The organism is Pseudooceanicola aestuariicola (genome assembly GCF_045763785.1).
Classification (GTDB): Bacteria; Pseudomonadota; Alphaproteobacteria; order Rhodobacterales; family Rhodobacteraceae; genus Pseudooceanicola.
Map to the genome: position 1 here is coordinate 180143 of NZ_JBJGSF010000003.1, position 19136 is coordinate 199278.

General features: G+C 62.9%; 16 protein-coding genes. 5 read left to right on the top strand and 11 right to left on the bottom strand.

The features are described 5' to 3' along the window. Window positions 1-110: 110 nt before the first annotated feature. The gene (locus ACI3GR_RS13310; protein ID WP_407495180.1) at window positions 111-743 is read right to left on the bottom strand and encodes an MT-A70 family methyltransferase; all 633 of its coding nucleotides are present in this window, start codon (window positions 741-743) and stop codon (window positions 111-113) included. 124 nt (window positions 744-867) lie between these two features. Here ACI3GR_RS13310 and ACI3GR_RS13315 point away from each other — a divergent pair, with 124 nt between their 5' ends. Beyond that, window positions 868-1410, top strand: coding sequence for a hypothetical protein (locus ACI3GR_RS13315; RefSeq protein WP_407495181.1), 543 nt, complete (start codon window positions 868-870; stop codon window positions 1408-1410). 38 nt (window positions 1411-1448) lie between these two features. Here the strand turns inward: ACI3GR_RS13315 and ACI3GR_RS13320 are convergent, their stop codons facing one another. Then, window positions 1449-1925 (bottom strand): hemerythrin domain-containing protein, encoded by a 477-nt coding sequence (locus tag ACI3GR_RS13320; RefSeq protein ID WP_407495182.1) that lies wholly within the window; start codon window positions 1923-1925, stop codon window positions 1449-1451. Between the two features lie 181 nt (window positions 1926-2106). On the opposite strand from ACI3GR_RS13320, the gene ACI3GR_RS13325 reads away from it, so the two are divergent. The 3 genes from ACI3GR_RS13325 (at window position 2107) to ACI3GR_RS13335 (ending at window position 5506) form a co-directional block, all read left to right on the top strand. Beyond that, the gene (locus ACI3GR_RS13325) at window positions 2107-3453 is read left to right on the top strand and encodes a DUF1800 domain-containing protein (protein WP_407495183.1); all 1347 of its coding nucleotides are present in this window, start codon (window positions 2107-2109) and stop codon (window positions 3451-3453) included. A gap of 3 nt (window positions 3454-3456) precedes the next feature. Further along, window positions 3457-4710: a DUF1501 domain-containing protein gene (locus ACI3GR_RS13330; protein WP_407495184.1), complete on the top strand. Its 1254-nt coding sequence runs from the start codon at window positions 3457-3459 to the stop codon at window positions 4708-4710. 79 nt (window positions 4711-4789) lie between these two features. After that, window positions 4790-5506, top strand: a complete 717-nt coding sequence (locus tag ACI3GR_RS13335) for a GNAT family N-acetyltransferase (RefSeq protein WP_407495185.1) — start codon at window positions 4790-4792, stop codon at window positions 5504-5506. A gap of 246 nt (window positions 5507-5752) precedes the next feature. On the opposite strand, the gene ACI3GR_RS13340 is transcribed toward ACI3GR_RS13335, so the two are convergent. The 5 genes from ACI3GR_RS13340 to trpS all read right to left on the bottom strand — a co-directional run bounded on the left by ACI3GR_RS13340 (window position 5753) and on the right by trpS (window position 10779). Further along, complete coding sequence (locus ACI3GR_RS13340; protein ID WP_407495186.1) at window positions 5753-6622, bottom strand: branched-chain amino acid aminotransferase; 870 nt, start codon at window positions 6620-6622, stop codon at window positions 5753-5755. 251 nt (window positions 6623-6873) lie between these two features. Further along, entirely contained in the window at window positions 6874-7359 is a 486-nt protein-coding gene (locus ACI3GR_RS13345) for a VOC family protein (RefSeq protein WP_407495188.1), read from the bottom strand. A 213-nt stretch (window positions 7360-7572) separates the two neighbouring features. After that, complete coding sequence (locus ACI3GR_RS13350; RefSeq protein WP_407495189.1) at window positions 7573-7872, bottom strand: hypothetical protein; 300 nt, start codon at window positions 7870-7872, stop codon at window positions 7573-7575. A gap of 130 nt (window positions 7873-8002) precedes the next feature. After that, the gene (locus tag ACI3GR_RS13355; RefSeq protein ID WP_407495190.1) at window positions 8003-9349 is read right to left on the bottom strand and encodes a DEAD/DEAH box helicase; all 1347 of its coding nucleotides are present in this window, start codon (window positions 9347-9349) and stop codon (window positions 8003-8005) included. A gap of 386 nt (window positions 9350-9735) precedes the next feature. Further along, window positions 9736-10779, bottom strand: a complete 1044-nt coding sequence (gene trpS / locus ACI3GR_RS13360; protein ID WP_407495191.1) for a tryptophan--tRNA ligase — start codon at window positions 10777-10779, stop codon at window positions 9736-9738. A gap of 144 nt (window positions 10780-10923) precedes the next feature. Between trpS and ACI3GR_RS13365 the strand changes: the two genes are divergently transcribed. Further along, window positions 10924-11613, top strand: a complete 690-nt coding sequence (locus ACI3GR_RS13365) for a rhomboid family intramembrane serine protease (protein ID WP_407495192.1) — start codon at window positions 10924-10926, stop codon at window positions 11611-11613. Between the two features lie 9 nt (window positions 11614-11622). Here the strand turns inward: ACI3GR_RS13365 and ACI3GR_RS13370 are convergent, their stop codons facing one another. The 4 genes from ACI3GR_RS13370 to ACI3GR_RS13385 form a co-directional block, all read right to left on the bottom strand. Further along, entirely contained in the window at window positions 11623-13170 is a 1548-nt protein-coding gene (locus tag ACI3GR_RS13370) for a phospholipase D-like domain-containing protein (RefSeq protein WP_407495193.1), read from the bottom strand. A gap of 124 nt (window positions 13171-13294) precedes the next feature. Next, complete coding sequence (murJ, locus tag ACI3GR_RS13375; RefSeq protein WP_407495194.1) at window positions 13295-14830, bottom strand: murein biosynthesis integral membrane protein MurJ; 1536 nt, start codon at window positions 14828-14830, stop codon at window positions 13295-13297. Further along, window positions 14827-17586 (bottom strand): [protein-PII] uridylyltransferase, encoded by a 2760-nt coding sequence (locus ACI3GR_RS13380; protein WP_407495195.1) that lies wholly within the window; start codon window positions 17584-17586, stop codon window positions 14827-14829. The genes murJ and ACI3GR_RS13380 overlap by 4 nt, the downstream gene beginning before the upstream one ends. Window positions 17587-17873: 287 nt before the next feature. Continuing rightward, the gene (locus ACI3GR_RS13385; RefSeq protein ID WP_407495196.1) at window positions 17874-19073 is read right to left on the bottom strand and encodes a penicillin-binding protein activator; all 1200 of its coding nucleotides are present in this window, start codon (window positions 19071-19073) and stop codon (window positions 17874-17876) included. Window positions 19074-19136: the final 63 nt, after the last annotated feature.

Genomic DNA, 19136 nt, shown 5'->3' on the forward strand with positions numbered 1-19136 from the left:
AATGGTTTGCGTCTGAACAGCGACGACTGGATGCCCTGCGCGTCGATCTATTCCCGCGCGTAGTCGCAATAACCGCCTAACCGAAAGCTACAGCGCCCCGGTGCTGCCAATCATTCTGCGGCGACGCCAGAGTTATAGGCGTAGGTTTTCCAGCCGGGCTTGTAATCTGCATCCGCCTGATTGCCCCAGACGGTCCAGCCTTCGCGCACGCCCCGGCCGAACATCTCAAGATATGGACCCCAAGAACAATCCTCGATCAGCTTGTACTGCTCATCAGGTTTGCGGGAATGTTCACGCTTACGCGTCTGCATCATGTTCACCTGGCTGCGACCCGGATCCAGCGTGCGGGCGTTCTTGCCCTTGGTGCCGAACAGCAGGATTTCGGTCACGTTGCGAAAGTAGAACCCCACGCCGCGGCCGTCCGATCCGCCGTCTTTGCGGATCTTGTGCCAGATGATGTTGGATTTGTATTCGAATCCCCAAGACGACAGCACCTGCAGCCCTTCGGGCAGCAGCGCGTTGGGCACCCAAAGGTAGCAATGCGCGCGATCTTCCAGATGATCGGCAACGGGCAGCGCGCAGATATCTTCAAGCGTCATCGTAGGATAGCGCGACAGACGCTTGTGTTCCGGCGCGACCTTTCCGGTGCGATTGGCAAAGCGCCACGGCGGGTCGGCCATGACAGTGCCGAATTTGTCGCCGTTCAGAAACTGCGCAAAATCTAGGGAAGGATCGCTGCTCATGTCCAACATATTGCATGGTTCCGGGTTTGGGGTCACCTAGAACATTATAGGAACATAAGGTCTGAAACAAGCGTTAAGGCAGAGTTGAGTTGACGCGAAACCTGCCGTCGGCAATGTCGGTGGCATGGATGTGAGATCACTGAAACGTCGCGGATTTCTGCTGTTGGCAGCGGGTGGCCTTGCGGGCTGCATGGCGCCGCCTGTCGTGCAAGGACCAGTAGACAAGATTGCGGCGTTGACGCAGGCGATTGCCGCCCTCGGCCCCGTCGATGCGGCCGAGGCGGCGACGGCGGCGCAGATCGCGGTGCTTTATTCGCTAGAGTTGAAACGGCAGTACGGCGTCACCGATCCGCCGCTGGTGCATAATACCAAGGTCAACATGGGGCTGCGACCGCGCGGGCTCTGTTGGCATTGGGCGGATGATCTGCAGGCCCGGCTGGCGCAAGAGCAATTTCAGACGCTGGACCTGCACCGGGCGATTGCCAATGCGACGAGCGTTCTGATCGATCATTCCACCGTCGTCATCTCGGCCAAGGGCGCCACGATGGAGCAGGGTATCGTCCTCGACCCTTGGCGGCATTCCGGTGATCTGTTCTGGGCCCGGGTGCCGGACGATCCCCGCTACACGTGGGAACGCCGCGCCCGAGTTATGGCGCGGCGTCGGTAGAGTTTGCAAAGCGCATATCGGCGTTTTGCAAAGATGGATCAGTCTTCCAGCGCGTCTTCGCGCTTTTCCTCAATCAGGCCCAATTCCTTGGACTTGCGGGTCTGGAATTTCTCACCATAGGCGTCGTTCTCTTCTTCGCCGATCACCTCTTTGGCACGGTTGAAAACTTCGTTTTCTTCCTCTTCCATATGGTGTTCGTAATCGTGCTTCAGCGTTTTGAACCGCGTCAGCCAGCCCGGCGACGACATGTCCATTTCACGTAGCTCTTCCAGAATTTCGTCCATTTCCGCGTGTTCGTGCACCGAATGGCGTGCCGCGTCCTGACCCCAGGTCTGTTGGATCAGCTTGGAATAAAAGGTCTCTTCTTCGGCGGCGGAATGGCTTTTGACGTCCCGGTAAAATTCTTCCCAAGCCTCGCGGCGGTCTTTGCTGTCGCCTTCGGTTTCGGCGATACGATCCAGCAGCTCGCGGTGGCGGGCGTGGTCCTGTTTGATGGCGTCATAAATGGATGGCATTCGGCTCTCCTGTCGAAAGGTGGGTTGATCAAATAACCTTTGGAGCGCCCCGGGGTTCCCTATGGTGTGGCAGTCGAAACGTTTTGTTGACCACGAAACCCGACACGCCGTGGTGCAGGACGGGCCGGTCGGTGGTATGCTGTGACCAATGGGGCGGTGACCCCAAAGCGGCAGGAGCGTCATGTCCTTCGAACCGAAACTGGCCGATGTCCGATTTGGCTGCGGGCTGCACCCGCGCATCGCGCCACCCGCGACGGCGGATGATGTGCTGGCGCGACTGACGGGGCCGGATCAGGCGGCACAGGCCTATCCCATTGACCGCTACGCTGATTTTCAGCAGCGCGTGGTCCTAGAGCGGCAATTGGCACAGGCGCGAAACGAAAGCCGTACCGCGCAGCGTGACATGCGCGATCTGCAGCGCGAGGCGCGATTGGACGAACGGCGCTGGCTGGCGCAGACGCTGCTGCGGCGCGTGGTCACGACCGATGGGTTCCGCGAACGTCTGACGGCCTTCTGGGCCGATCACTTTACGGTCGTCGGCAAAGGCGGGTTGCTGCGGTTTGGCGCGGCCCCTTATGTCGAGGACACGATCCGCCCCTATGTTGCCGGGTCCTTCCCCGAAATGCTGCGCGCCGTGGCGCGGGCGCCGATGATGTTGCTGTACCTTGATCAGGTGCGCAGCGTCGGCCCGAATTCCAAAGGCGGGCGGGGGCGCGGGGTGAACGAAAACCTTGCCCGAGAGATGTTGGAACTGCACACCCTTGGCACTGGCGGCCCTTACACGCAGCAGGATGTGCGCGACTTTGCCCTGCTTTTGACGGGGCTGTCCTATCACCCGGATCAGGGGTTCGTCTTTCGTGACAATATGGCTGAACCGGGGCCCGAGACGGTGCTGGGCGTGTCCTACGGCGGGGACAAGGCGAGCTTGGATGACATCGACGCCGCCTTGCAGGATTTGGCGCTGCATCCCGCGACGGCGCTGCATCTGGCGCACAAGCTGGCCGTGCATTTCGTAGGCGATGATCCGCAGGCGGAGTTGGTTGTTGCCATGGCCAATGCCTATACCGCGGCCAAGGGCGATCTGGTCCCAATGTATGCGGCGATGCTGGACCACCCGATGGCGTGGGACGGGCAGGGCAACGTTAAGCAGCCGCTGGATTTCATCGGCTCTGCCCTGCGGGTGCTGGATATCCGTGACCTTCCCCTGCGCCAAAGCGACAAGCTGGGCTTGCTGTTGCAGCAGCCGCTGGCGCTGATGGGGCAGCCTTGGACGCGGCCCGAAGGCCCGGATGGCTGGCCCGAGGCGGATGAGGATTGGATCACCCCGCAGCGTCTGGCAGGCCGGTTGCAATGGGCACTGAACGTTCCGCGGGTGCTGACGCGCACTCTGCCGGACCCGCGCGATTTATTGCCCGCCGCCTTGGCCCGCCCTGCGCCAGAGGCGCTGAGTTTCGCCGCCCGCGCCGCCCAGACGCGGGCCGAGGGCGTGGCGCTGATCCTGTCGTCGCCTGCGTTTCAAAGGATGTGATGGATGTCTGAGTTTTCCCGCCGCGACTTCCTGACCCGCACGCTGGCCGTGGGCTGTTCCGCCGCGGCCAGCCCGCTGGTCACGCCGGTTGCCATCGCATCCGATCCCGGAAATGTACTGGGGAACAACCGTTTGGTCGTGATCATCCTACGCGGGGGGATGGACGGGCTGGGCGTTGTGCAGCCTTGGGGCGATCCGGATTTCGCCGCCCTGCGGGGGCAGGGTACGCGCCCCGGTGATCCGCGCGGGCCGATTGCCCTGACGGATTATTACGCCGTGCATCAGGCGCTGGAGCCGTTGATGCCCCTATGGCAGGCCGGAGAGTTGGGGTTCGTCAACGCCGTCTCGACCCCCTATCGCAACCGTCGCAGCCATTTCGACGGGCAGGATCTGTTAGAGGCCGGGGTGACCGAAGGCACCGCCATCCGCGATGGCTGGCTGAACCGGATGTTGCAGACCGTGCCGGGGCTACACGCGGAAACCGCTTATACCATCGGCGCGTCGGGTATGTTGCTGACCAAAGGCGCGGCGCGGGTGTCGGAATGGTCGCCTCAGTCCGTGCTGGCCATGACGCCGCAATCGCGCCGCCTGATGGAAGAGGTGATGCACGACGATCCCTTGTTCCGCGACGTGCTGACCCGCGCGTTCGACCTGTCGGAAAGCAGCGGTGGCATGGCGATGATGCAGTCGGATCGGACCGAGGAGATGTTGGAAGGCATGGCCGCCGTCCGGCAGGGTGCGCAACTGGCCAAGGATAATGCGGGGGCCGAACATGTGGCACGTTTTGCGGCGAGGCGTCTGAAGGGCGACGCGCGGATCGCGGCGTTTTCGGTCAACGGCTGGGATACCCACGCGCGGCAAGATGCGGCGCTGCGGGGGCCCTTGTCGGAACTGGCGCAGATGATCCTGACCCTGATGTCTGAACTGGGCCCGGTCTGGGGCCAGACCGGCGTGATCGCCATGACCGAATTTGGCCGTACTGCGCGCCTGAACGGGACTGACGGGACGGATCACGGCACGGGCGGCACCATGGTTCTGGCGGGCGGGGCATTGCGCGGGGGGCAGGTGCATGGCCGCTGGCCCGGTCTGGCCGAGGCGGACCTCTATGACCGGCGCGACCTGATGCCGACGTCGGATGTGCGCGCGCAGGCGGCATGGGTAATGCGCGGGCTGTTCGGCCTGTCGCGGGATGTGTTGGAAGGCACGGTCTTTCCCGGCCTCGATCTGGGCAGCGATCCGGGCCTGATCCGCGTCTGAGCCTCTAGGGCCTTCATATCGCTTGGCAATCCTGATGGCGCTGCCTAGGGTCGGCCTGAACAGACGCTCAAGGTATCCCATGACAGACCCGCGGCCCGTTGGCCCCATCATCGATGGCTGGAAGGCCCCGCCGTTTCCGACCGTTCAGCTGGTTCTGGAGGGTGATCATGTGCGGTTGGAGCACCTGAAAGCACAAGACCACGCCGCGCTGTTGTTCCGAGAGATCGAGGGCGAAGACTGGCTGTGGGATTACATGCCCGTTGGGCCGTTCCAAGGTGCGGCGCAGTTTCATCGGTTCGTCGCAGAAAGCGAAAAAAGCCGCGATCCCCTGTTCTTTGCCATCCTCGCCAAGGGGGAAAAACGGGTGCTGGGCTTTGCATCCTTTCTGCGGATCACGCCGGATGCCGGGTCGATCGAAGTCGGCTTCATCATGATGTCGCCTGCGTTACAACAGACCCCCGCCGCGACCGAGGCGATGTTCCTGATGATGCAATGGGCCTTTGACGCGGGCTATCGCCGTTACGAATGGAAATGCGACGCGCTGAACCGCCCGTCACGCCGCGCGGCGCAGCGGTATGGGTTCAGCTATGAAGGAGTGTTCCGTCAGGCCGCGGTGGTGAAGGGGCGCAACCGGGATACGGCTTGGTTCGCAGTGATTGACAAGGATTGGCCCGCGTTGAAAGAGGCGTTTCAGGTCTGGCTGTCGCGGTCAAATTTCGATGGCGCGGGGCGGCAGAAGGAAAGCCTTAAGGACCTGACGCGGTTGGTGCGCGTGTCGTCTGATCCGGAGGTGTGAAGCGGGGCGCAGCACCTGTCCGCTTTGCGTTCGCTTCTATCGTCCGAGGTCGGACTCCAAGGCACGGAATTAAGGCCGCAGGCCGCCGTGCCAGCGCATGCCCGTCCCGGCGGGCTGGCGCTGTGTCGACGTTGGCGCGACGATTGATCCGTGAATGTGCTTGGCCGGAATAAGGTGGCGACCCCGCAGGTTGTTGGCGCCACCCCACGGGCATGTGCTGGCACGGCTCACCGCCTGGTCCCGAACTTACAGCTTGGTCGCCGTCGCGGCCCAATCCCAATAGGTTTCCCGCGCACGTTTGGTCAAAGGCCCCGGCTGGTACTGCCGATCTTCGATCGCTGTCACCGGCGTCACCTTGGACATATTGCCGGTCAGGAAAACCTCGTCCGCGTCTTTGAAATCGTCAAAGCTCAGCACCGTTTCATGCACTTTCACGCCATCAGCCCGCAGGTTGTCGATGTGGCGGGCGCGGGTGATGCCCGCCAGAAAGGTGCCGTTGGCGATGGGGGTGAACAGCTCTCCGTCGCGGGCCATGAAAACGTTGGCGGTGGCGCTTTCGGCGACGTTGCCAAGCGCATCGGCAACCAAAGCATTGCCAAAGCCGCGGGCGCGCACCTCTAGGATCATGCGCGAGTTGTTGGGATAGAGGCACCCGGCCTTGGCATTCACCACCGACGACGCCATGATCGGGCGCTGGAACGACGTATATCCCAAGGTGGTCGAGGCATCCGGCGCAGCCATCGGGATTTCTTCCAGACAGATGGCAAAGCCTGTGGCGTCGGGTTTCGGGTCGACGCCCAGTGGTCCGCCGTCCAGCGCCCAGTACATCGGGCGGATGTAGACAGGCGTGCCCGCAGGGTATAGCGCCAGACCTTCGCGCACGATCTGCACCATGTCTTCGGTGCTGACGGTGGGCGTGATCAGCAGCGCCTTGGCGGACCGGTTCACGCGGGCGCAATGCGCCTCAAGATCGGGGATCAGGCCGTTTACCATGCGCGCGCCGTCGAACACCGTGCTGCCCAGCCAAGATCCGTGGTCGGCGGCGCGCATGATGGCGACGTCACCGTCGTGCCATTTGCCTTCAAAGTAGGTGCGGATGTTCGTTCCGGTGGCCATGGGCGTGCCTCGTCTTTTGGAAGTTACGGCTTTTGCGATGTTATGGCAGCGCGCGGGCGCAAGGGGAAGGCGAGGGCACGAAAAACCCCGGCCACGATGGGCCGGGGCGGAACTTGGTGATGAAATGGCCTTCGGGAATGTCGTCCTTGGGGATGAGGGATAATTCCCATGCCCCGAACCTCAGGTCAGTAATGCAAAGGTTCTGCGACACTTTGATCCCGGTTTAACCCCCTTGTTCAGGGGGGCAGATCTTATGCGGCCTCGTCCAGCAGTTTCTGCAGGTCGAGCGGTGCGTTTACCATTTCCAGATCGCCATCGGCGTTGCGGGGCCAATCGGCTTCGGGGCGGTCGCGGTACAGTTCGACCCCGTTGCCATCGGGATCGCGCAGGTAGATCGCCTCGCTCACCCCATGGTCGGCCGCGCCGTCCAACTGGATGCCCGCCTGAACGATCCGGCGCAACGCATCGCCAAGGCTGGCGCGATCGGGATAGAGGAACGCCGTGTGATACAGGCCTGTGTGCCCCGGAGGGGGCGGGGTGCCATTGCGGCTTTCCCAGGTGTTCAGGCCGATATGGTGGTGATAGCCGCCTGCCGACAAAAAGGCCGCCTGCGTGCCGTATTTCTGTTGCAGCTCAAAGCCGAGCACGCCGGAATAAAAGGCAATCGCCCGGTCAAGATCGGCCACTTTCAGGTGGACGTGACCGATGCGGGTCTCTGGATGGACTGGATTGGTCATAGGTGTCTCCTTCGCTTTGATCAGAAGGTAGGCTGTGTGTCTGTGCAATGCTACTGGCGCAGCTGCTCAGATTCTGTGCGGGGATGCAGGGGGATGGCTGGGGCGATGATTGATGGGTCGGATTGGTGAAACAGGCTCTGACAGTTATAAGGCTGCCATCATATTCTGTAACGACGTGGAACCGGGCGCGATCTGCGGGCCGTCAGGCCTCAGTCATTCGTAAACTTTACCCAGCAAAATGATCTCAGCCGCTTGGCGCCATGGGTTTGTGTCGGCGAGGTATCCGCCCGGTTCGCCAACTTTGTTATCTCTGGCACCGGCGATGGCGGCCTCTAGAAATGTGCCGATAGTGACATTTTCCCATCCGTCGAGCGTAGCATTAGGATTTGTCGCCGTAGGTTTGGCTCCCGCGCTTGCGATCTGCCAATCCTGAAATAAGCAGTCCAGAAATACGAGGAACGACGCAAGATCATGCACCTGATCGGCAGCTTCACGGGATGCGTCGGTGTGCATTGCTGTCTCCTTAAATCGTCCTTTGGCCGAGGAAACCAAGACCCTTTGGAGATGTCTGTTAGCCCCGTAAGACCGGCGTCTTCTTAGGTAATGCCAAAGAAAAAGGGGCGGTGTAACCCGCCCCTTCAGATCAAGCTGCTGACTGCTGTCCGCCGGACTTGCGGCGACGCTGGCGGTTGCCCTTGGGCTTGGCCGTTTGCTGACCCTGCGGTTTGCCCTGTTTGGCGGGGTTGCCGCCGCGGTTGCCGCCTTTGCCCCGACCTTGACCGTTGTTCTGGCCAGCGCCCTGAGGACGACCTGGCCCATTCCGGCCACGACGCCCGGTGGGTTTGCGGTGATGACCGCCGCCAGTGGGACGTTCACCCGACAGGGTTTTGATTTCCTGACCGATCACCTTCTCGATGTCACGCAGTTCGCCCATATCCTCGGGCGCGCAGAAGCTGACAGCGCGGCCATCGCGGCCCGCGCGGGCGGTACGGCCGATGCGATGGACATAGTTGTCGGGCACGTTCGGCAGGTCAAAGTTGTAGACATGGCGCACGTCCGGAATGTCGATCCCACGCGCAGCGACGTCGGTGGCCACAAGGATGCGAATCGTGCCGTCCTTGAATTCCTGCAGGGCACGGTTGCGTTGGCCTTGGGATTTGTTGCCGTGGATCGCACCGGCGGCAAAGCCTGCCTGATCCAGCTTTTTCATCAGCTTATCCGCGCCGTGCTTGGTGCGGGTAAAGACCAGCGCCAGTTCATCACGATGCTGATCCAGCAGATCGACCAGCGCGTCCTGCTTGGAGGCCGTGGAGACAAAGACGATGGACTGGTCAATCTTGTCGGCGGTCTTGCCCGGAGGCGAGACCTGAACCCGGACCGGATCGTTCAGGAACGCGCCTGCGATTTCTTCCATCAGCTTGGGCATGGTGGCGGAAAACAGCAGGGTCTGACGGTTCTCGGGGACGACCTTTGCGATTTTGCGCAGGTCGTGGATAAAGCCGAGGTCCAGCATCTGGTCGGCTTCGTCCAGCACCAGATAGCGGGTCTTCGACAGGTCAATCGCGCGACGGTTCATCAGGTCAATCAGGCGACCGGGCGTGGCGACAAGGATGTGCATCCCACGTTCCATCCGCTGGGCCTGCGCGTTGATCGACGCGCCGCCCACAACCAGACCGACACGCAGATGCGCGTTCTGCAGGATGGCCTTGAGGTTGTCGGCGATCTGTTTCGCCAGTTCGCGCGTCGGCGCAAGGATCAGCGCGCGGGCGGATTTCGGGTCGGCCTTTTCGGCGCTTGCCAGCAACGCGTCAGCGATGGGCAGGCCAAAGGCCAGAGTTTTGCCGGTGCCGGTCTGGGCAAGGCCCATGACGTCACGGCCTTCCATCGCCAGCGGGATCGCTTGGGTCTGGATCGGGGTGGGCGTGGTCAGCTCTGCCTCTGCAAGACGAGAGAGCAGGGCAGGGCGCAGGCCCAGCGTATCGAATGTCATTCGGAAATATCCTTTCGCGGACCCGTTGGGCCCGCTGTGGTGTGCCATATGGCTAAGGGGTTAAGTCGTGGTGCGACAGACCGTACCGGGCCGGATTGCCCGTGGGGTCGTAATCGCAAGTGTCCCTATGCGTGCCTTTTTCCGGGGCGCGCGGGGCCAAAGCCAGAGCTTCGGATCCTTTAGGGGCCAACGACTACTGTGGGGCAGATGGCGGTTTTGGGATGAAAAGTCAATGGGGAATGCTGCGGGTGCGAAAATGGTGGGGTGGTGTGGTGGGTTGGAAACCCACCCTACGGGGGGCAGCGCCACGCCTGATGTTGCCGCGTGAGAGGCCCGGGCTGCGTCATCCCGCGGTCTGACGCAGCCCTCTGTCTATGCTCGCTGACTTACCGGATCATCCCAACGATGTCGTAGGCCTTCTTCAACACCGGCGCGGCGATCTCGCGCGCTTGATCCGCGCCTTTGCGCAGGATGGCGTCGATCTCGTCCGGGGTTTCCATCAGGCGAGCCATTTCGCCGGAAATCGGCGACAGTTTTGCCACCGCCAGATCGGCCAGCATCGGCTTGAACTCGGAAAACTGCTTGCCGCCGACATCCGCCAGCACTTGGTCGACCGTCTGATCCGACAGGGCCGCGTAGATGTTCACAAGGTTGCGCGCCTCGGGACGTTCGGCCAGACCGTCCACCTCAGAGGGCAGGGCATCCGGGTCGGTGCGGGCCTTGCGGATCTTGCTGGCAATCGCCTCGGCATCGTCGGTCATGTTGATCCGGCTCATGTCAGAAGGATCGGACTTGGACATCTTTTTGGACCCGTCGCGCAGGGACATGACGCGTGTGGCTGCGCCTTCGATCACCGGCTCGGTCATCGGGAAGAAATCCACACCGAAGTCGTGGTTGAACTTGGCCGCGATATCGCGCGTCAGCTCGACGTGCTGCTTCTGGTCCTCGCCCACGGGCACATGCGTCGCGTGGTACACCAGAATGTCCGCCGCCATCAGCGCGGGATAGGCAAACAGACCCAGCGATGCGTTCTGCTGGTTCTTGCCCGCCTTGTCCTTCCACTGGGTCATCCGCTGCATCCAGCCCATGCGGGCGACGCAGTTGAACAACCAGCCCAGCTGCGCATGCTCGGCCACCTGCGACTGGTTGAACAGGATCGACTTGGCTGGATCCAGACCGGACGCGATATACCCCGCCGCCAGTTCGCGCGTGTTACGGGTCAGGTCCGCGGGGTTCTGCCAGACGGTGATCGCGTGCTGATCGACCATGCAATAGATGGTTTCGATCCCGCTGTCCTGATTGGCGTTCTGCATATCCACGAAGCGCCGGATCGCGCCCAGATAATTGCCAAGGGTCAACCCGCCCGACGGCTGGATGCCCGAAAAGACGCGGGGGCTGAACTGGGTGCCCGTAGGCGCGGCGTCGGTCATGGTCTTGGGTATCCTCTGGCTGGATTTCCGTGCCGCGCTGGCTTACCCATGGGTCCGGGTGCCGTCAAGGTAAAGGCCCCGCGCAAAGGCCTTAAGTCAAGGCAGCCGCGCAACGGCGACGTGCAGAACAAAGGATCAGGCAACATGGCATTCAATCCAGATGAACGGGCCCTGAACCCCATTCCGCCGCTGATCCTGGCGCTTTTCGTCGTTTCCATGGCGATCGAGGCGATCTTGCAACTGGGCACCCGTGGCATCATCGGTGGCCCGTCCGCCATCGGCTGGCGGCAGGCGGCCCTGACCGACTATGCCTTTCAGGGGCAGTTCGCGACCTTCATGGTGGAAACCGGCCAGTTCCGGCCCGAGTTTCTGATCCGGTTTCTGTCCTATCCCTTCATCCACGGGTCCTTCACGCAGGCGCTGATTGCGGGCGTGATGCTGCTGGCCCTTGGCAAATTCGTAGGAGAGATCATGGCCGCCACCTCGGTCTTTATCCTCTACGTCATATCGACCATCGGCGGCGCGCTGGTGATGTGGGCCGTGGGCGGCGACACTGCGTGGCTCTTTGGTGGGTTTCCCCCGGTCTACGGGCTGATCGGTGGGTTTACCTACCTGCTCTGGGTCAGATTGGGAGAGGTCGGGGCCAGCCAGGTTCAGGCTTTCCGGCTGATCGCGCTGCTGGCAGTGCTACAGCTTTTGTTCGGGGTGTTTTTTGGATTTGCTCAGGATTGGCCTGCGGATATCGGCGGGTTCATCTTTGGCTTTGCGGCCTCGCCGATTTTGGCGCCGGGGGGCTTTACCGCGCTGGTCGAAAAGATGCGCAAGCGGGGCTGATCCGCTGGCCTAGAACATCGCCGCAGGCAGGATCGGGATGTAGCGCGCGAAGCGGCGGTTGCGCCGTTCGGGGTAGGGCAGGATCATCGCCTCACGGTCTTCGGGGCTGACCTGTTCCGCCGCGCGGGCGGCGTCCATCCAACTGGGGGCCAGATCGATCGGCCCATGATCCGCCGTGCGCAGCCATTTACTGGCCAGACGGGTGCGCAACGTATCAATCGTTTCGGCATCACGAAACCGGACCGAGGCTTCGGTATCCCACAGCAGCGACCGGCCATTCAGGTTGGCCGACCCAACGATGCCAAGCGCGTTATCAATCAGCATCACCTTGGAGTGCAGATAGATGATCCCCGACCCGGCAACAGGCATCCGGGTGCCTTCGGGCGCGGCCCACGCTTGGGCCGGTGACACGATCGCCAGCCGGTCACCATAGGCGCGGCGCAGCATGGTGAGGCACTTTAGCTGCAATGCCTGCGCGTGGCGGGCGTCCATGCCGGTGTTGGCGCCAAAGATCACGCGCTCCGGCTCGGTCGGCAGGACAAGGATCAGGTTCAGGTCGGGCACGTCACGCCCACGCTGCGCCATGGCGCGTGCCAGCGGCAGGTGGCGCAGGAACTGCGTTTCGATATAGATCGAATGTTCGGCCGAATTCACCGCGTCGATATAGGCGCTCTCGTGCTCCTTGGTTTCGGTCACGGGCCCGAAGCGAATGGGATGCGAGATATGTGTCGACACGGTGCGCAAAAGATCGACGCCGTCGTCATCCTCGCGCTCGTCATTGGGGGCGGTTTTCGCGGGGGGCAATTCTGTCGCCTCGTGCGAAAAGACGGTCCCGCAATCGTCGATTGATCGTTTCCAGCAGGTCGCGAAATGGTCGCGCAGGTCCCCAACGATCTTGCCGGTCACCGCCATCGACACGTCGTGCCAAGTGTCCTCGGGGCGCTGATTGTGGTCGTGGTCGTCCCAGCGGCGTTCATCCACGTCGATCCCGCCGATAATGGCGCGGGTCTGGTCTGCGATGGCGAATTTCTGGTGCAGCGTCACAGGGCGCAGGGTAAAGGGCCCGTCCAGCGCCTGCAGTTGCAACGGGGTCAGATGTTCATGCGGCATCTTGCGCAGACGCGCCCGACGCTTGGCGATCGCCGGGGCGAAAAGGTACGTCCACAGCGGCGCGGGGGCGCAATTGTGCAGGGCACAGACGATTTCGGCGTTCGGGTGATTGACGGTACGGCTTTCGAACCGGCCCGCGCTGGCCCAGGCCTCGCGGTGCAGGTCGGGGGTGAAAACAGGATCGAAATCAGCCAGGAGCAGCCGGATCTGCACGCCGCGTTCCGCCGTATGAGCAAACAGGTCAGCCCATGTTTTCAGCCCCTTGTTCAGGGCCTCGGGGCTGTGCAGGGCTGTGCGGGCGTCAAAGATGCGGAAGGCCAGAAGGACCTCTTCGCGTGCATTCAGGACCAGACGCTCCAGTTCGGGAAACATCTCGGACGCAGTGATCAGGGGGGTCAGCTCCGGCGTCGCGGGGCCGAGGTCTTCCGCTGTTTGCGTCAGGGTCATGGTGTTGGTCCGGTCAAGCATACCTGTCAGATCAACACGACGTGAGGGGGATGGTTCCGGTTTTTGCGGAAAATGATCCGGACCCCGCTGTGTAACGTAACGGAAAGCCCGAAGGCGCGGCCTCCTAGCCGCGCTTCACCGCGCTGCGCAGCTCGCTGAACCGGAAGGCGTTGATCACGTGGCTGATGATGAAATAGATCACCGACCCGCCAATGATCAGCAGCGCCAGCGCACCTGCCCGCGTGACCTCGAACACTGGGGCCAGCGCGATATTTCCCGCCCATAGCACCACGCCCAGCCCGGCCGAGGCGACGATGATCCGCCAGATGCGGCGGCGCAGGCGGTCGTCCAGTTCTGCGGCCGATCCCATCTTGCGCGATCCCAGCCACAGCAGAACGACCATGGCCCAGCCGGCGGTCGTCGTGGCCCAGGCGGCGGCCAGATAGCCGATCACAGGGGCCAGCCCGATGGCCAGCACGGCGTTCACCACCATGGCAACCACGGCATAGCGGAACGGGCTGCGCGTGTCTTCGCGGGCATAGAACAGCGGTTGCAGCACCTTTTGCAGCACAAAGGCCGGCAGACCCAAGCCATAGATCGCAACGGCCAGCGACGTGGCGGTGGCGTCTTCGGCGGTGAAACGACCCCGCTGGAACAGGGTGGAAATCATCGGTTCAGGGATCACCATCAGCGCCACGGCGCAGGGCACGGTCAGGAACAGGGCGAATTCCGCGGCGCGGTTGAACCCGTGGCGGCCTCCGGCCTCATCGCCCGCGCGCAGGCGGCGGGACAGATCGGGCAGCAGCACGACCCCGATGGCGATGGCCACGACGCCCAAGGGCAGTTGGTACAGGCGGTCGGCAAGGTTCAGATACTGGATCGACCCTTCGAAAAAGGACGCCACCTGACGGCCCACCAGCAGGTTCACCTGTACGACGCCCCCGGCAAGGGCAGCCGGGGCGGCGATAATGGCCAGTTTCTTCATTTCAGGCGTCAGGCGGGGCAGGCGGGGGCGCAGGGCGAACCCGGCGCGGGACGCTGCGATCCAGACCAATGTCAGTTGCGCGATCCCGGCGATGGGCACACCCCAGACCAGCGCGCGGCCCACGTCCCAGCCTGCGCGGCTGGCCATGACCATCGCGCCGACCAGAATGATGTTCAGCAACACCGGCGCGGCCGCCGCTGCCGCAAAGCGGCCCGTGGCGTTCAACACCCCGGAAAACAGCGCGGCGAGCGAGATGAAAAAGATATAGGGAAAGGCGACCCGCCCGTAATCCACCGCCAGATCGAACCGTTCGTCCCCGCCAAAGCCCGAGGCCATGGCCAGCACCAGCGCGGGCATAAAGACCGTGGCAATCACGGACAGCACGATCAGCGCCGTCGCCAGCAAAGCCATCGCCTGTTCGGCAAAGGTCTTGGCGTCTTCGCCCGCTTCGACCCGTTTGGCGAATTGCGGGACGAAGGCCATGTTGAACGCGCCTTCGGCAAAGAAGCGGCGGAACATGTTGGGCAGCGAAAAGGCGACGACAAAGGCCTCGGCCGCAGGGCCAGCGCCCAGCAGGGCCGCGAACATGATGTCACGGGCAAAGCCCAGCACGCGGCTGGCCAGCGTCCAGACACCCACGGTCAGAAAGCCGCGGATCAACCGGATGGGTTTCACGACCGGGCCCTTTCCTGACCTTCGGAAATGGCAGTGCGCAGCTTGGCCTCAAGCGATTTCTGCTTGGCCTCGCTGTAGAGCTTCAGCCCGAACATATCTTTGACGTAGAAACTATCGACGGCCTGTTCGCCATAGGTCGCGATCACCGCGCTGGCGATCTGGACGTTGTTGGCGGCCAGCGTGCGGGTCAGATCGAACAGCAGGGCGGGGCGGTCGCGGGTGTCGACCTCGATGATCGTGTAGATCTCGGACCCTTCGTTGTCGAAGCTGATCGCTGTGTTCAGTTTGAACGCACGTTCGCGTTTCTTGATCTTGTCGCGGTCCTTCATCGCCTCGCGCGCGACCACTTCGCCCTTGAGCGTTTTCAGGATCATCTGGCGCAGACGCGGCAGGCGCGCGGTTTCATAGGGGTGGCCGTCGGCATCCTGTATCCAGAAGGCGGCGGTGGCATATCCGTCCTTGGTGGTAAAGGTCCGCGCATCCACGACGTTCGCGCCGACCAGCGCCAGCGCACCGGCCAGACGGGCAAAAATGCCGGGGTGGTCTTCCATGACGAAAATCGCGCGGGTGGCATCGCGGTCTTCGTCCGGCTCCAGGTCCATGCTGATGTCACTCTCGGCCGCCTTGGCGAGCATTTCGGCGATGATCTTATGCGCGGTGACATGCAGACCCTGCCAATAAGGCGGATAGTGGCGGCGGATTTCGCGGTCCAGCTCGCCCTTGGTCCAGTTGGGCAGGGCGGCCCGCAGGGCGCGCTTTGCCTCTTTGGACATGGTTTCGCGGTTCAGATCCTCCAGCCCCGTTTCCAGCGCCTTGCGGGTCTGACGATACAGCGCGCGCAGCAGCGCGGCCTTCCAGTTGTTCCAGACGCCGGGGCCAACGCCGCGGATATCGCAGACGGTCAGCACGCACAGCAAATCCAGCCGTTCGCGGGTCCGCACGGCCTTGGCAAAATCACGCACGGTGCGCGGGTCGGCGATGTCGCGTTTCTGCGCCATGTCCGACATCAGCAGGTGATAGCGCACCAGCCATTCCACCGTGTCGCATTCCGCAGGCTTCAGCCCCAGTCGTGGCGCGACGGTGCGGGCGATACGCGCGCCGACGATGGCGTGGTCTTCTTCCCGGCCCTTGCCGATATCGTGCAGCATCAGCGCGACATACAGCACCTTCCGGTTCACCCCGTCCTTCAGGATGGTCGAGGCGACAGGCAGCTCTTCTTTCAGGTCGCCGTGTTCGATCAGGGCCAGATGGCGCAGGCATTGGATGGTGTGTTCGTCCACCGTGTAGTGGTGGTACATGTTGAACTGCATCATCGCCACGATCGGTTCGAACTCGGGCATGAAGGCGGCCAGCATCCCCAATTCGTTCATCCGGCGCAGGGCGCGTTCCGGGTTGCCGTGGTTCAGAAGCGTGCCCAGGAAAATCTTGGACGCCTCGGGATCGTTGCGCATTTCGTCGTCGATCAGATGCAGGTTGGCCGTGACCATTCGCATAGCATCCGGGTGGATCAACATGCCGGTGCGCAGCCCTTCGTCGAACAGGCGCAGTAGGTTCAGCTTGTCCTTCAGGAAACTCTCTTCGTCCTTCACGGCCAGACGGTTGTGCACGACCTCATAGGCCTTGCCGACCACGGGCCTGCGGCGAAAGACGCGGTCCAGAAGCGGTTCGGATTTGACGTGCGCGGCTTCCATCTTGGTCAAAAAGATGCGCGTGACCTCGCCCACTGCGGTGGCATGGCGGAAGTAATCCTGCATGAAAACCTCGACCGCGCGGCGCCCGGCCCGGTCGCGATAGCCCATGCGTTCGGCCACAGCGACCTGCATGTCGAAGGTCAGCTGGTCCATGGCGCGATCGGCGATCAGGTGCAGATGACAGCGCACCGCCCAGAGGAACTCGTCCGCCTTACGGAACATCCGGTATTCATCGGCGGAAAAGACGCCCAGATCGACCAGTTGCGACGTGTTCGACACCCCATGCACGTATTTCGCAATCCAGTAGAGCCCCTGAAGATCGCGCAGCCCGCCTTTGCCTTCCTTGACGTTCGGTTCGACCATGTAGCGCTGGCCGCCCTGCTTGATGTGGCGGCTGGTGCGTTCGTCCAGCTTGGCGGTGATGAAATCCTTTTCCGACCCCCGGAACAGATCAGACCAGAGCTTTTCGTTCAGATCGTTGAACAGCTTGGTCTGCCCGGTGATGAAGCGGCACTCCAGCAGGGCGGTGCGGATGGTGTAGTCTTCGCCGCCCAGCTTGATGCAGTCGCGGATGGTGCGGCTGGAATGACCGACCTTCAGGTGCAAATCCCACAGGATATAAAGAACGGTTTCGATCAGCGCTTCTAGGTCCGGGCTGATCTTGGTATTGGCCAGAAACAGCAGATCGACGTCGGAATTGGGCGCCATCTCTCCTCGCCCATAGCCGCCGACGGCGCACAGCGCGAAGGGACCCGGTTTCGCGCTGGCGGGTGTCAGATGGGTCTGCGCCAGATGCAGCGCGGCCTCGACCAGCCCGTCGGTCAGCCAGCAATAGGCGCGGGTGGTGGGTGATCCCTTGGTGGGGCTTTCGGTGAAGGCTTGGGCAATTGCCGCGCGGCCTTTTTCCTGCGCGTCGTTCAGCAGGTCGATGGCCGCCTTGCGAAAGGCCTTGTCGTCGGAATGATCGTCACGGGCCGCATCGATCGCGGATTGCAGCGCGGCACGGTCCAGGATGTCGTCTGCCGGAAGGATCAGGTCATCGGGCAGGGCGCGTTCGTCTTTCATACTGCTCTATGGCGACAGGTGGGGGTGTTTGCCAAGGGGGAAAAGGGCCGCATGGATGCGGGGAAGGGCATCGCAGTGGGGAAATAACGTGCTTAGCCGGGGCAGCGTCGGGCCGCGGACCGGCGATGCAGAGGTATGGTCTGCGCGATTAATGGCTGCCGTGGAAGCACAATGGTCAACCGTCTCGCTGGCGGTGGTCAATCGCCGGGCCCGTGGGCGGCCCGGCGATGGCACGGCGGCCTTCGGCCTTGATTCCGTGCTGATCAAAGATGGGGTAGTTTGAGTGCTTAGAACCCGAACCCACCGAACGACCGCGGCGCCGGATCGATCACGACGACCTGCTTGTTGCGGATCGTTGCCACGGCCAGACCGCGTTCGACAACACCATTGGGGCGGAAACGGAACACGCCTTCGACCCCTTGGAACCCGGCACCCTGCGTCAGCGATGCCGCGGTCAGGGCGCTTGAATTGCCCCTACCAGCCAGCGCGCCAATCGCGGCGATCCCGTCATAGGCCAGACCGGCCAGCGGGTGCGGGCCCGTGCCATAGGCCGCCTGATACCGGTTCCGGAACTCGGCCGAGCGGTTGGGGTCGGGCAGGGTGAACCAGCCGCCCTGCAGGCCCGGCAGGTCCAGCGTCTGCGGCGGCAGGTCCCAGCGGGTCAGGCCGATGTATTGGGTGACAGCCGGATCAACACCACGTTCGGGCAGCAGCTGCGCAAAGAAGGGCAGCGCCGCGTTGGTGTTCGACGTCAGGAACACCGCGTCGGCACCCGTCTGGTCCACGGTCGATTTGACCTGGCTCACGGCTGCGATCACGCCCTGCTGCGAATAGCTGTAGGTCACGTTGCCGACGACCGATGCACCCGATGCCGCCGCGGCCGAGGCGATGGCGTTGCGCCCCAGCTCTCCGGCTGCGTTCTGGGCGGCGACGGTGACGAATTTCCGCTTGCCCTGCGACGCTGCGTAGGACGTCAGGCGGCGCGCGGTGTTGTCGAAGGTATGGCCCAGAACAAAGACGTTGCCGCCCGCCAGCGAAGCGTTGTTGGTAAAGGCCAGAACGTTCACGTTCTTCTGCGCAGCGGCCAGCCCCGCGGCGTTGGCGTTGCCACCGTAAAGCGGACCAAGGATGATCTTGGCGCCATCGGCAATCGCCTGATTGGTGACAGCCGTCGTCTGCGCCTCGTTCCCGGCGGTGTCGTAGACGCGCAGGTCGATGCGAGCACCGTTCAGGTCGGCAATCGCCAGACGTGCCGCGTTTTCCAACGAGGCAGACACCGTCGCATCGCCCGATCCGCCGCTTTTCGGCACCAGAAGCGCGACGGGGATCGGTTTCGACGTGTCGATGGACTGGCCGGAATTGCCGCCAGCCACGGTGCCGAGCGAAATCGGCTCACACGCGGCGAGGGCAAGGGCCATGAGGCCGACCGTGACTTTGGACGCGATTCGGGAACCGGCCTTGCGGGGCGCGCGCAAAAGGGCGAACATAGAAAACTCCTTGAGGTCTGGGGCAGATTGTCGCCTGCCTCCGGGCAATGATGACTCGGCAGT